The sequence below is a fragment of the Microbacterium sp. LWO14-1.2 genome, from assembly GCF_038397715.1.
Classification (GTDB): domain Bacteria; phylum Actinomycetota; class Actinomycetes; order Actinomycetales; family Microbacteriaceae; genus Microbacterium.
On record NZ_CP151633.1, the window covers coordinates 3,050,181 to 3,063,217 of the forward strand.

Annotated in this window: 10 protein-coding genes; 8 read left to right on the forward strand and 2 right to left on the reverse strand. The window is 71.4% G+C overall.

The window, feature by feature from the left end; all coding sequences use genetic code 11:
• The first annotated feature begins 19 nt into the window (after positions 1-19).
• From MRBLWO14_RS14720 to MRBLWO14_RS14750, 7 genes are read left to right on the forward strand one after another with little or no spacing between them, the layout of a single operon-like run.
• Entirely contained in the window at positions 20-1,654 is a 1,635-nt protein-coding gene (locus MRBLWO14_RS14720) for a TIGR04028 family ABC transporter substrate-binding protein (RefSeq protein WP_341933860.1), read from the forward strand.
• Positions 1,655-1,664: 10 nt separating this feature from the next.
• Positions 1,665-2,612, forward strand: a complete 948-nt coding sequence (locus tag MRBLWO14_RS14725) for an ABC transporter permease (protein ID WP_341933861.1) — start codon at positions 1,665-1,667, stop codon at positions 2,610-2,612.
• Positions 2,609-3,499 (forward strand): ABC transporter permease, encoded by an 891-nt coding sequence (locus tag MRBLWO14_RS14730; RefSeq protein WP_341933862.1) that lies wholly within the window; start codon positions 2,609-2,611, stop codon positions 3,497-3,499. Before MRBLWO14_RS14725 ends, MRBLWO14_RS14730 begins: the two co-directional genes overlap by 4 nt.
• Entirely contained in the window at positions 3,496-5,160 is a 1,665-nt protein-coding gene (locus MRBLWO14_RS14735; protein ID WP_341933863.1) for an ABC transporter ATP-binding protein, read from the forward strand. The genes MRBLWO14_RS14730 and MRBLWO14_RS14735 overlap by 4 nt, the downstream gene beginning before the upstream one ends.
• The gene (locus MRBLWO14_RS14740) at positions 5,157-6,212 is read left to right on the forward strand and encodes a putative FMN-dependent luciferase-like monooxygenase (RefSeq protein WP_341933864.1); all 1,056 of its coding nucleotides are present in this window, start codon (positions 5,157-5,159) and stop codon (positions 6,210-6,212) included. The genes MRBLWO14_RS14735 and MRBLWO14_RS14740 overlap by 4 nt, the downstream gene beginning before the upstream one ends.
• Positions 6,209-6,802, forward strand: a complete 594-nt coding sequence (locus MRBLWO14_RS14745) for a CMD domain protein (protein ID WP_341933865.1) — start codon at positions 6,209-6,211, stop codon at positions 6,800-6,802. Before MRBLWO14_RS14740 ends, MRBLWO14_RS14745 begins: the two co-directional genes overlap by 4 nt.
• Positions 6,799-7,455, forward strand: coding sequence for an alkylhydroperoxidase domain protein (locus MRBLWO14_RS14750; protein WP_341933866.1), 657 nt, complete (start codon positions 6,799-6,801; stop codon positions 7,453-7,455). The genes MRBLWO14_RS14745 and MRBLWO14_RS14750 overlap by 4 nt, the downstream gene beginning before the upstream one ends.
• Here the strand turns inward: MRBLWO14_RS14750 and MRBLWO14_RS14755 are convergent.
• Positions 7,452-8,396 (reverse strand): NADP-dependent oxidoreductase, encoded by a 945-nt coding sequence (locus tag MRBLWO14_RS14755; RefSeq protein ID WP_341933867.1) that lies wholly within the window; start codon positions 8,394-8,396, stop codon positions 7,452-7,454. The two genes, MRBLWO14_RS14750 and MRBLWO14_RS14755, sit on opposite strands and share 4 nt — an antisense overlap.
• Before the next feature lie 177 nt (positions 8,397-8,573).
• Between MRBLWO14_RS14755 and MRBLWO14_RS14760 the strand changes: the two genes are divergently transcribed.
• Positions 8,574-8,873, forward strand: a complete 300-nt coding sequence (locus MRBLWO14_RS14760; protein ID WP_341933868.1) for a GIY-YIG nuclease family protein — start codon at positions 8,574-8,576, stop codon at positions 8,871-8,873.
• A 169-nt stretch (positions 8,874-9,042) separates the two neighbouring features.
• Here the strand turns inward: MRBLWO14_RS14760 and hrpA are convergent, their stop codons facing one another.
• Entirely contained in the window at positions 9,043-12,993 is a 3,951-nt protein-coding gene (hrpA, locus tag MRBLWO14_RS14765; protein ID WP_341936207.1) for an ATP-dependent RNA helicase HrpA, read from the reverse strand.
• Positions 12,994-13,037: the final 44 nt, after the last annotated feature.

Below are 13,037 nucleotides of genomic sequence, written 5' to 3' on the forward strand. Positions count from 1 at the left end.
TCCCTCCTGGAGGACACCCATGAACCGCCGTCTCACCCGGATCGCCGCCGTCGCGCTCCCGCTCGTCCTCGCCGCAGGGCTCGCCGCGTGCGCCTCGTCGCCCGCGCCGAGCGGCGCGACCTCCGAGACGGGGGATCCCGTCACCGGAGGCACGCTCACCTACCTCGAGCACCAGACATACACCAACCTGTATCCGCCGCAGGCCGGCTTCTACCCCAACGGCGGCCTCGTCAACAACATCACCGCGCGCCTCACCTGGCAGAACCCGGAGACGCTCGAGATCGAGCCGTGGATCGCATCCGAGTGGACCGTGAACGACGACGCGACGGAGTACACCTTCACGCTCCGCCCCGACGTGACGTTCTCTGACGGCACCCCGCTGGATGCGGCCGCCGTGGCGAAGAACTTCGACACCTACGGACTCGGCGACGCGGACCGCGGGCTCACCGTGTCCGAGGCCATCAACAACTACGCCTCCAGCGAGGTCGTCGACGACCGGACCGTGACGTTCCGCTTCACCGCGCCGTCGCCGGGCTTCCTGCAGGCGACGTCGACCATCAACTCGGGGCTGCTGTCGCCCGCGACTCTCGACGGCACGATCGAGGACTTCGGGGCGGGCAACGCCGAGGAGATCATCGGTGCCGGCCCCTTCACGATCACCGACGAGAAGCTCGGCACCGAGCTGACCCTCGAGGCGCGCGAGGACTACGCCTGGGCGCCCGAGAGCGCCGAGAACCAGGGACGCCCGTACGTCGACGCCGTGCACCTCATCGTGACCCCCGAGGACTCGGTGCGCATCGGGTCGCTGCTCGCCGGACAGGCCGACTACGTCCGCTACGTGCAGGCGTTCGACGAGGACCGCGTCGAGAGCGCCGGCTTCACGCTCTACGCGCCGCAGACCCGCGGTGTGAACAACTCGATCTCGCTGCGCCCGCAGAATCCGCTGCTCGCTGATCTGAAGGTACGCCAGGCTCTCGTGGCGGCGGTCGACGCGCAGGAGGTCGTCGACACCCTGTTCACCGAGAACTACCCGGTCGCGACCTCCGTGCTGTCGTCGCAGGCCCTCGGGTACAAGGACGAGTCCGCGCACTACGAGTACGACCCGGACAAGGCCGAGAAGCTGCTCGACGAGGCGGGGTGGGAGCCCGGCTCCGACGGGATCCGCGAGAAGGACGGGCAGCGCCTGGCGATCACGGTGTACGAGGCCGGACCGCAGCCGCTGTCGAAGCAGACGCTCGAGCTCGTCGCGCAGCAGCTCGCGAAGGTCGGCGTCGAGCTGACCGTCAAGCCCGCGGACGCCGGGTCGTACGCCGCCGACACCCGCGACCCGCTCAAGACGGGGTTCTACCACTCGATGGTCGGACGCGCCGACCTCGACGTGATCAAGAGCCAGTACTTCACGAAGAACCGCGACGCCCTCATCTCGAACGACAGCGAGCTCGACGCGCTGCTGCAGGCGGTCGCCTCCGAGCCGGATGCCGAGAAGCGCGTCGCCGCGTCGCAGGCCGTGCAGGACTACATCGCCGAGCAGGCGTACGTCATCCCGCTGTTCGAGGAGCCGCAGGTCTACGGCGCGGCCACCTACGTGCACGGAGTGGACTTCGAGTCGGTCGGCCGCCCCACCTTCTCGGGCGTCTGGCTCGCCGAGCACTGATCGGAACGAGATGACCTTCGTCCTCCGACGAGCCGGGCAGGCCGCGATCGTGCTGATCGCGGCCTTCACGGCCACCTTCTTCCTGCTGCAGCTGCTGCCGGGCGACGCCATCCTCATCAAGTTCTCGGATCCGAGCCTGGGGCTCTCACCCGATCAGCTCGACAGCATCCGCGCGACCTACGGCGCCGACCTGCCGTGGTGGGAGCAGTACCTGCACGCCGGGCTCGGATTCCTCGCGGGGGACTTCGGATTCTCGACGCAGTTCGGCACCCCGGTGCTCACGATGCTCGCCGACGCGCTCCCCTCGACACTGCTGCTGGCCTCGCTCGGACTCGTGGTGGCCCTCGTGATCGCGGTGCTCGTCGCCTGGCTGTCGTCGCTCGCGCCCTTCGGCTGGCTGCGCACCGGCCTGCGGCAGGTCCCCGGGCTGTTCGTGGCCGTGCCGGTCTTCTGGCTCGGCATCCTGCTCATCCAGGTGTTCTCGTTCGGCCTCGGCTGGGTGCCGATCGTCGGCGCCGACCCGGTCAGCGGACTGGTTCTGCCGGTGCTCACGCTCGCCGTGCCCATCTCGGCGCCCCTCGCGCAGGTGCTCGTGCGGGCGATCGACCAGGTGCAGGCGCAGCCCTTCATCACGGTCGTCCGCGCCAAGGGCGCCCCGCCGTCCTGGGTGCTGACCCGTTCGGTGGCTCGCAACGCCGCGCTCCCCACACTGACGATCGCCGGCGTGCTGTTCGGCGAGCTCGTGGGCGGTGCGGTCGTGACCGAGACCGTGTTCGGCCGCACCGGTATCGGCCGGCTCACCGAGCAGGCGGTCTCGAACCAGGACATCCCGGTGCTGCAGGGGGTGGTGCTGCTGTCGGCTCTCGGCTTCGTGCTCATCAGCTTCGCGGTCGATCTCGTCACCCCGGTCATCGACCCCCGGCAACGCGCCCTCTCGAAGGCAGGAGCCTCCGCATGACCGTCACCGCCATCGCTGCGGCCTCCGACGTCGAGACAGCGCCGGAACCGCCGCAGACCCCCGCAGCCGCCGCACCCCGCCGGAGGAGCATCCGCCGCCTGCCGTGGGGACTGTTCCTCGCGGTCGCCGTCGTGGCACTGGCCGTTCTCTGGGCCGTCATACCCGGCGTGTTCGCCCCGGGGGATCCGCTCGCCGGCACCCCCGCGGACAAGCTGCTGCCGCCGAGCGGCGCCCACTGGTTCGGCACCGACACGCTCGGCCGCGACCTGTTCGGCCGGGTCGTGCACGGCGCGGTCCATTCGCTGTCCGGGGCGCTCATCGCCGTCACCGTCGGCCTCGCGCTCGGCACGCTCCTCGGCGCGATCGCCGGCGCCGTGGGCGGTGTCGTCGACGACATCCTGATGCGGGTCGTCGACGTGCTGCTCGCGATCCCCGGCCTCCTGCTGTCGCTGTCGGTCATCATCCTGCTCGGATTCGGCACCGTGAACGCCGCGATCGCGGTCGGTCTCGGCAGCGTCGCCGCGTTCGCGAGGCTCATGCGCGCGGAGGTGGCCAGGGTGCGGCGCTCCGAATACGTCGAGGCGGCCTACGGCAGCGGCGGCACGTTCTTCACGGTGCTGCGTCGCCACGTGCTCCCGAACTCGCTCACCCCGATCGTGGCGCTGGCCGCTCTGCAGTTCGGAACCGCGATCCTCGCGATCTCGACACTCGGGTTCCTCGGCTACGGCGCCCCGCCGCCCACGCCGGAGTGGGGGCTGCTCATCGCCGAGGGGCGCAACTACATCGGCACGGCGTGGTGGCTGACGGCGCTGCCCGGTCTCGTCGTCGTCGCGGTGGTGCTCAGCGCCAACCGCATCTCGCACCGCATCGGAAGGAACAGGGCATGACCGCGGCATCCTCGTCTCCCGCAGCCCCCGGGGCGCCCGTCCTCGCCGTCGAAGACCTCCACGTCTCGTACGAGACCCGCGCCGGTCGGCGCGAGGTCGTGCACGGCGTCTCCTTCGAGATCGCGGAGGGGGAGACGCTCGCCCTCGTCGGCGAATCGGGGTCGGGCAAGTCCACGACCGCGCACGCCCTGCTCGGACTGCTGCCCGCCGGCGGACGCGTCGAGACCGGCACCGTGCGCCTGGGCGACCTCGACATCTCCGGATGGACGGATCGCGCGCTGCGCGGCATCCGCGGTCCCGAGATCGGACTCGTGCCGCAGGACCCGGTGACCTCACTCGATCCGGTGCGCCCCATCGGCGCCCAGGTCGCCGAGGTGCTGAAGCTGCACGGGCACCGCGACGCCCGTCAGCGAAGAGCCCGCGTGATCGAACTGCTCGACCGGGTCGGCATCGACGATCCCGACCTGCGGGCGCGGCAGTACCCGCATGAGCTGTCGGGCGGCATGCGGCAGCGCGTGCTCATCGCCACGGCGATCGCACTGCGCCCGAGGCTGCTCATCGCCGACGAGCCGACCAGCGCCCTCGACGCGACGGTGCAGCGCCGCGTTCTCGACCTGCTCGACGAACTGCGTCGGGAGGAGGGCACCAGCATCCTGCTCGTCACGCACGACCTGGGTGTGGCGGCAGACCGCGCGCAGCGCCTGGTGGTGCTCAAGGACGGTCGCGTCGTCGAACAGGGAGCCAGCGAGAAGGTCCTCGCCGCGCCGACCGACGGATACACGAGGCAGCTGCTGGCCGACGCCCCGGCGTTCGCGACCGGATTCCGGCGCCCCGACGCGCCGCCCTTCCTCCGTGACGCCGCCGCGGTGGCCGCCGAGAACCCGTTCGCCATCACCGCCTCCGGGCTCGTGAAGGAGTTCCGGGTCGCTGGACGGGAGCGGTTCCGCGCCGTCGACGACGTCTCATTCCGCGTCCGCCGCGGCACGACCCATGCCCTCGTCGGCGAGTCCGGCTCGGGGAAGACGACGACCGCCCGCCTCATCACCCGGTTCCACCAGCCGGATGCCGGGACGATCGACATCGACGGCGACGACGTCACGGGGCTCTCGGGCTCCCGCCTGCGCGCGCTCCGACGCCGCATCCAGCTCGTCTACCAGAACCCGTTCGCGTCGCTGGATCCCCGACAGCAGATCGTCGACATCGTCGCCGAGCCCTTGCAGAACTTCCGTGTGGGGTCGCGGGGAGAGCGTCGCGATCGCGCACTCGCCCTCATCGACCGGGTGTCTCTGCCGAGCGACGTGGCGCGCCGAACCCCGCGCGAGCTCTCCGGAGGGCAACGCCAGCGCGTGGCGATAGCGCGTGCCCTCGCGATCGATCCCGACATCGTGGTGCTCGACGAAGCCGTGTCAGCGCTCGACGTCACGGTGCAGGCCCGCATCCTCGAACTGCTCACCTCGTTGCAGGCCGAGCTCGGTCTCACCTATCTCTTCATCTCGCACGACCTCGCCGTGGTGCGGCGCATCAGCCACACGGTCTCGGTCATGCGCCGCGGCCGCATCGTCGAAGAGGGGCCGACGGAGGAGCTCTTCCACGACCCGCAGCACGACTACACCAGGGAACTGCTCGCCGCAGTGCCAGGACGAACGGAGCAGCCCGCATGACGGCCCCCACCCTCGCCTTCTTCACCCGGCTGCTCGACGACGCCGCGCCGGAGGAGCGGTTCGCGCTCGCCGCAGAGCAGATCCGGCATGCCGAGCTGCACGGCATCGGTCGAGCCTGGGTCGCGCAGCATCACTTCCGCGCGGCCGAGGGCGGGCTGCCGTCGCCGCTCGTGTTCCTCGCGCATCTCGCGGCGCGCACGACCCGCATCCGCCTCGGCACCGGGGTGATCACGCTGCCGCTCGAAGACCCGGTGCGCGTCGCCGAGGACGCGGTGGTCGCCGACCTGCTCGCCGACGGACGCCTCGACCTCGGGCTCGGCAGCGGGGGCACCCCGTCGTCGTTCGTCCCGTTCGGGGAGGACGTGCGCGACAAGGCCCGGACCTACGATCGCAAGCTGGGCGTGCTGCTCGACGCACTCTCCGGGCGCGACATCGGCGCGGACAACACGCTGTACCCGGATGCGGGAGACCTGCGCGACCGGATCTGGCAGGCGACCTTCTCGGCCGCCGGCGGCCGCAGGGCCGGCATCCACGGCCACGGCCTGCTGCTGTCGCGCACTCAGCCGGGGCCGACCGACGCTCCGCACGCGCCGCTCGCCGCGCTGCAGGGCCCCATCATCGACGCCTACCTCGACGCCCTGCCGTCGGGCGCCGCCCCGCGGATCACCGCCTCGCGCACCGTCTTCGTCGCCGACGACCGCGCGGACGCCCTGCGATTCGCCGAGGTCGGTCTGCGCCGCGCCGCAGAGGGATTCCGTCGCCAGGGGCAGACGATCCAGGGCGACGACCTCGACGACCTGATCGCGGCGCTCGACACGCACCTCGGGACCCCGGAGGAGGTGGCCGACTCCCTCGCGGCTGATGCCACGCTGTCTCGGGCGACCGAGATCGCGTTCCAGGTGCACTCCGTCGACGCCCCGCACCCGCACGTCCTCCGCTCGATCGAACTGTTCGCGCAGGAGGTCGCGCCGGCGCTCGGCTACGCCCTCCATCCCGCACCAACCGACACCTTCACCGACACACTCACCGACACACTCAGGGAGAACGCATGACGCACGACATCGTCGATCGGATCGTGGGGGTGACGCCCGCGCTGGATGAGCTGCGACGACGTCGTCCCGTCACGAAGGAGCAGTTGCAGGCGAGTTTCGACGCGCTGTTCGCGCCGGTCTCCGTCGAGCACGCCTCGCAGGCCGAGCGCGAACTCGTCGCCGCTTTCGCGACGCGACTGGCGGGCGACACCGATCCCACAGGCACCTTCTACGCCGACCGGGCGCTGGCCATCGACCCGGACCGGGCGCCGGTCGTGCTCGCCGAGGCCGCATCGGCGGCGACGGGCGGTCCCTTCGGGTCGTACGCCGAGGCGGGCCTGCAGAGCGAGAACACCGACGGCGACCGGTACACGCCGTACGCAGCGGTCGTCGAGGTGCTCGGGGAGCGTCTCGCCGCGGCTCTCGCGCACACCCACCTGCTCGTGCTGCGACCGCGGGAGGCCTCCGGCGACGACATCCAGAGGCTGCTCGACGCGGGATGGACGGCCGACGGAGTCGTCACCCTCTCGCAGCTGGTCTCGTTCCTCGCCTTCCAGCAGCGGGTCGTGACGGGGCTGCGCGCCCTGTCGAGGGCGGGGGCGGCCGCATGACCTCCTCCGCGACGCCCGAGACCGCCGTCACGACCGCCGTCACCGTGCTGCACGATCCCGCGCCGCATCCCGACTCCTTCACCCGCGCCGAGGTCGGCTGGACGCCGCATCTGCCTCCGCTGCCCGAAGAGGAGCTCACCGACCGGCACTACGACGGCCTCGTCGACGCGAGTCGCGCTCAGAGCGACTACTTCCGGCTGCTCGCCCGCGACCCGGAGGTGCTCAGGGCGCGAACCCTCGTCGACAAGGACATCTTCTACAACACCCGCGAGGGCCTTCCCCGTGCCGAGCGCGAACTCGCGGCGACCGCGGCGTCCCGCCGCAACGGCTGCGTGTTCTGCGCCTCGGTGCATTCCCGATTCGCCGCCCACCACGGCCGGCGGCCGGACGACGTGGACCGGCTCCTGGACGAGGGTGTGGGCGCCGACCTCGGATCCCGGTGGAACGCCGTCGTCGCGGCATCCGTCGCCCTCACCGACACTCCGACGGCGTTCGGCGACGACGAGATCGCCCGACTGCGGGCGGAGGGTCTCGACGACCTCGAGATCGCCGACGTGATCCACGGCGCGGCGTTCTTCAACTGGGCCAACCGGCTCATGCTGTCGATCGGGCGGGCCGTCGCGCCGCCAGACGCCGGGCCCTCCCACCTCTAGGGGATCAGGACGATCTTGCCGGAGGCGGCACCGGACTCCACGAGCTCGTGGGCCTGTGCCGCCTCGGCGAGCGGCAGTTCGCGGTCGATCTCGATCGTGAAGTCGCCGGAGTCCAGCAGGGCGATCGTGGCCCCGAGGGCTTGTGCACGCCACGCCAGTTCCTGTTCGGTGAGCGGTTCCGGTGCGCCGCCCGAGAAGGCGCGGATGCCGAAGTCCGCGGCGTCGGGACCCCGGACGATCGTCGCGATGCGGTCGCGGTCGGTTACCAGTTCGAGAGAGGTCTGGATCGCTTCGTCGGTGCCGGCGCAGTCGAGGGCGACCGTGACGCCCTGCGGTGCGGCCTCGCGGACGCGGTCGAGCAGCCCGTCGCCGTACGCGACCGGCGTCGCTCCGAGCTCGCGAAGCAGGTCGTGACGCGCGGGGCTGGCTGTCGCGATCACCGTCGCTCCCCACGCGACCGCGAACTGCACGACCGCCTGGCCGACCGACCCGGAACCGCCGTGCACGAGCAGCACGTCGCCGTCGGAGACGCCGAGCGAGCGGAGCGCCTGATACGCCGTGCCGGCGGGGATGCCGATGCCGGCGCCCTCCGCCGCGGTGACTCCGTCGGGCAGGAGTGCGAGATGCTCCGCGGGGACGGCGAGGAGGCTGGAGTACGTTCCCCTGGTGTCGCGGATGGCGACGCGGTCGCCCACGACGAGACCCTGCACGCCGTCGCCGATGCTCTCGACCACGCCGGCGCCGTCGAAGCCCACCGTGCGGGGCTCGACGATCGGGGGCGACGGCCGCTTCGCGCTGCGCAGCTTGGCGTCGATGGGATTCACACCCGCCGCCTCGATGCGCACGACCACCTCTCCCGCGAGGGGGAGCGGGTCGGGGACCTCGATCTCATGCAGGACGTCAGGGGAACCGAACTCTGTGTAGACGATCGCGCGAGCCATGGAGCCAGGCTAACGCGGATGCGGTCGCCCCGCCCCGCGTTTCGTCTCGCCCCGCCCGCTCAACGACCGGCGCTTTCCGGCCCTGCGGGTCGTTGAGCGAGGAGCGCAGCGACGAGTCGAAACGGGGTGACCGTCGTGCAGCGCCGATGTCGGCATCCCCGCGTATGGTTCGTGCGCATGGGGACGGTGTACATGTTGAGATGCGCAGATGGCACGCTCTACGTCGGGAGCACGCTCGACCTGGCGCGTCGCCTGGCCGAGCACGCCGACGGCCGGGGCAGCGCCTATACGCGACGGCGACTCCCTGTCGAGGTCGTGTGGAGTGAGGACTTCGCGCGCATCGACGACGCGTTCCTCTGGGAGAAGCGCATCCAGGGCTGGAGCCACGCCAAGCGGCTCGCCTTCGTCGAGGGCGGCCTGGATGCCGTCCGCGGGTGGAGCGCGCGAGCGCGGAGGGAGCGTTCCGTGGAGGGATGACGCGTTTCGTCTCGCTGCGCTCGCTCAACGACCCGGAAGGGTTCTCCCCTCGCTCAACGACCCGGAAGGGGTTCTTCGCTCGCTCAACGACCCGGAAGGGTTCTCCCCTCGCTCAACGACCCGGAAGGGGTTCTTCGCTCGCTCAACGACCCGCACGGGCATCGCCCGCTCAACGGCCGGCGGCGAGGGCCTTCATGATGCGCTGGGGCGAGACGGGCTGGGCCGTGCCGAGGCGCTGCGCGAACACGCTGACGCGGTACTCCTCGAGCAGCCAGCGCGTCTCGACGAGCGCGGCCGGCGCGTCCGGTGCGGGAGGGATGGTGCCGCCGGCATCCTCGAACGCCTTCGCCATCCGCTCGTACTCGCTCATGCGCGTGCGGTCCTTGCCCGGTTCGCTGCCGAGCGTCTTCAGGCGGTCGAGCATGCCGTCGAGATAGCGGGGGTAGTGCGCGAGGCGGTCGACGCCCGTGGCCGACACGAACCCGGGGTGCAGAAGCCCGGAGAGCTGGGTGCGGATGTCGTTCAGCGGGCCGAGCAGCGCGAGCGAGTTCTGCGACTTGATGCCGCGTTCGACCTCCCGCGCCTTCGTGAGGATGCGCGAGACGAGCGATACGCACGCGAAGAGCTCGTCGACGAGCGCTGCCGACACGAGGTCGCGCACACGCGTGAATTCCGCCTCGGTGCGGATGACGCCGTGCGCGGCGCCGGTGGCTGCATCGACGAGTCGCTGCACGACGGCGGCGCGGCAGTCCTCGATGAGCGCGGCCGCGGAGGGGTAGGGCGACGCGGCGAGAGCGAGCTTCTCGGCGCTGGTCAGGTGCTCCTGCACGTACGAACTGGGGGAGGGGACGCCGAGCAGGACGAGTCGCCGCACTCCGGCCCTGGTCGCGGCGGTCGCGGCGTCGGCGGTCGCCTCGACGCGCACCGCGACGGACTTGCCGCGGTCGACGATGGCCGGGTAGCCGCGCACGACTCCTCCGGCCACGCGCGTGTCGAGCACCTCGGGGAGGTCGCCGAACGACCAGGCGATGAGACCGTCCTGCTCGATCGAGGCGGGAGCGGCCGCGGGCTGCGGGCCCGACCCCGGGCCGGGCCGACGGGGCGGCGCGGCGATCGATCGGGCGACGCTGCTGCGAGCGCGGTCGGACAGCGTCTGCTGCAGCACACGCAGGTCGCGGTCGGATCCCACGACCCGTCCGCGCTCGTCGACCGCGCGGAAGTTCATCCGCAGGTGCGCGGGCACCCGCTCGTCTTCGAAGTCCGCGGCGGACACCAGCTGATTGGCGAGCGGCTGGATGAGCCTCGCCAGCGCCTCCTTGAGTCCGCGCGGGGGGAGCCCGGCGTGCGACTCCGGCCCCTCGCCTGCGAGCTCGGCACCGAACTTCTCCGCCCAGTCCGCGGCGGGGACGACGTGACGACGGATCGCCTTCGGCAGCGCACGCAGGAGTCCGGTGACGAGCTCGGCGCGCAGCCCGGGCACCTGCCAGTCGAAGCCCCGATCCTCGATCTGCGCCAGCAGCGGCAGCGGGATCACGACGCTCACGCCGTCGTCCGCCGCTCCCGGCTCGAACCGGTAGGCGAGACCGAGCACCTGATCGCCCTGGGTCCATCGCGTCGGGAACTCGCTGCGGTCAGCCCGGCTGTCGTCGTCGACGAGGTCGCCCTCGCGCATCACGAGGAGCTTCGGGGTGGAGGTCAGTGCCTCGCGCCACCACTTCTCGAACGATCGGACGTCGAACACGTCGGCCGGGATGCGTTCGTCGTAGAACCGGAAGACGGCCTCGTCGCCCGCGAGGATGTCGCGTCGGCGTTCGCGCTCCTCCAGCTTCTCGAGGCGTTTGCGCAGCTCGGCGTTGCTGCGCCAGAACGCGCTGACGCGCTTGTCGATCCGGCCGGGGTCCCACTCGCCCTCGACGAGAGCGTGCCGCAGGAACAGCTCGCGCGACCCGGCGCGGTCGATGCGGGCGAACTGCACGCGGCGCCTCGGGATGATCTCGACGCCGAACAGCGTGACCTTCTCGTACGCGACGGCCGCTCCGGCATCCTTCGACCAGTGCGGCTCGGTGACCTGCCGTTTCGCGAGATCACCCGCGAGAGCCTCGGCCCAGGCGGGGTCGATCGCGGCGACCGTGCGCGCGTAGGTGCGCGACGTCTCGACGATCTCGGCGGCCATCACGGCCTGCGGGCTCTTCTTGCGCAGCGCCGAGCCCGGGAAGATCGAGAAACGGATGCCGCGGGCTCCCCGGTACTCCGCCTGACGGCGCCTGGCGTCCTTCGGCGGGGTCTTGCTCTGTCCGCGTCCGGCGGTGCTGCGCTCGTCGAGGATGCCGATCTGCGACAGCAGGCCCGAGAGGAGCGCCCGGTGGATCGCGTCCGGGTCGCCGGTGCCGGGCTGGGCCTCCTTCGTGCGGACGAGGGTGCGGAGCTGGCGGTGCACGTCGAACCATTCCCGCACACGGACGTAGTTCAGGTGCTCGGCGCGGCAGAGACGTCGGAAGGCGCTCGACCCGAGCTCGCGCTGCTGCTCGCGCAGGTGGTTCCACAGGTTGAGGATCGAGAGGAAGTCGCTCGTCGGGTCGGCGAACCGGGCGTGCATGCGGTCGGCCTCGTCGCGCAGGCTCTGCGGCGCATCCTGCGATGGGCGCTCCCGGACGTCCTGGATCGACATGCCGGCGACGATCGCGAGGACGTCGCGGACCACCGCATCCGAGGAACCGGATGCCGCGCGCCCCGCCTCGATGAGCATGCGGGCGAAACGCGGGTCGATCGGGATGCGGGCGATGTCGCGTCCGATGCGGGTGAGCCGCGGCTCGTCTCGCGCGATGTCGACGGCGCCGAGCTCGGTGAGGAGGTCGAACGCCGCCTTGACGCCGCGGGAGTCCGGAGGAGTGAGGAACGGGAAGGCGGTGATGTCGCCGAAGCCGAGCGACAGCATCTGGAGGATGACCGAGGCGAGCGAGGTGCGCAGGATCTCGGGTTCCGTGAACTCGGGCCGGCGCTCGAAGTCCTCCTCGCTGTAGAGGCGGATGGCGATGCCGTCGCTCGTGCGGCCCGCTCGTCCGGAGCGCTGGTTGGCCGAGGCCTGCGAGATGGCCTCGATGGGGAGGCGCTGTACCTTCGACCGGGCGCTGTAGCGGGAGATGCGCGCGGTGCCGGTGTCGATGACGTAACGGATGCCGGGGACCGTGAGGCTCGTCTCCGCGACGTTGGTCGCGAGCACAACGCGTCGCCTGACCCCGGCCACACGGCTCCGCTCGAACACGCGGTGCTGCTCGGCGGCCGACAGCCGCCCGTAGAGCGGGAGCACCTCGGTCGGCGACCGGTCGTTCGCGTAGGCGCCGCGCACCGCGTCGGCAGCGTCGCGGATCTCGGCCTCACCGGGGAGGAAGACGAGCACATCGCCCGGCGCCTCCCGGTCGAGCTCGCGCAGGGCGGCGACGATCGCCGAGACCTCGTCGACCTCCTGCGCCTCGCGGCCGGTCTCGTCGCCCGCCTCGTCATCGGTCTGAGAGCGGTAGCGGATCTCCACCGGGTAGGTGCGCCCGGAGACCTCGATGATCGGGGCCGGCGTGCCGTCGGCCGCCGCGAAGTGCCGTGCGAAGCTCTCGGGGTCGATGGTCGCCGAGGTGATGACGACCTTGAGGTCGGGGCGCTCGGGCAGCAGCCGCGCGAGATAGCCGAGCAGGAAGTCGACGTTGAGAGACCGCTCGTGCGCCTCGTCGATGATGATCGTGTCGTATCGCCGCAGCAGTCGGTCGCGATTGATCTCGTTGAGGAGGATGCCGTCGGTCATGAGCGCGATACGTGTCTCGTCCGACACCTGGTCGGTGAACCGCACCTTGTACCCGACGAGACCACCGAGCTCGACGTGCATCTCCTCGGCGACGCGCTCCGCGATCGTGCGCGCGGCGAGGCGTCGCGGCTGCGTGTGCGCGATCCGCTCGCGGCCGAGCTCCAGGCAGATCTTCGGCAGCTGCGTCGTCTTCCCCGAGCCGGTGGCGCCGGCCACGATCACGACCTGATGATCGCGGATCGCGTCGGCGATCTCGCCCCGGGCAGCGCTGACGGGCAGCTCGGCAGGGTACGAGATCACGGGGGAGGACATAGCCCTCCATCGTATGACGATATGCGGGTGGGCTCGCCCGCACGGCACACGGCCGGGTG

Bases quoted from the DNA above. Each gene is read 5' to 3' on its own strand.
- MRBLWO14_RS14720 (WP_341933860.1), top strand. From the start codon at position 20: ATGAACCGCCGTCTCACCCGGATCGCCGCCGTCGCGCTCCCGCTCGTC.
- MRBLWO14_RS14725 (WP_341933861.1), top strand. From the start codon at position 1,665: ATGACCTTCGTCCTCCGACGAGCCGGGCAGGCCGCGATCGTGCTGATC.
- MRBLWO14_RS14730 (WP_341933862.1), top strand. From the start codon at position 2,609: ATGACCGTCACCGCCATCGCTGCGGCCTCCGACGTCGAGACAGCGCCG.
- MRBLWO14_RS14735 (WP_341933863.1), top strand. From the start codon at position 3,496: ATGACCGCGGCATCCTCGTCTCCCGCAGCCCCCGGGGCGCCCGTCCTC.
- MRBLWO14_RS14740 (WP_341933864.1), top strand. From the start codon at position 5,157: ATGACGGCCCCCACCCTCGCCTTCTTCACCCGGCTGCTCGACGACGCC.
- MRBLWO14_RS14745 (WP_341933865.1), top strand. From the start codon at position 6,209: ATGACGCACGACATCGTCGATCGGATCGTGGGGGTGACGCCCGCGCTG.
- MRBLWO14_RS14750 (WP_341933866.1), top strand. From the start codon at position 6,799: ATGACCTCCTCCGCGACGCCCGAGACCGCCGTCACGACCGCCGTCACC.
- MRBLWO14_RS14755 (WP_341933867.1), bottom strand. From the start codon at position 8,396: ATGGCTCGCGCGATCGTCTACACAGAGTTCGGTTCCCCTGACGTCCTG.
- MRBLWO14_RS14760 (WP_341933868.1), top strand. From the start codon at position 8,574: ATGGGGACGGTGTACATGTTGAGATGCGCAGATGGCACGCTCTACGTC.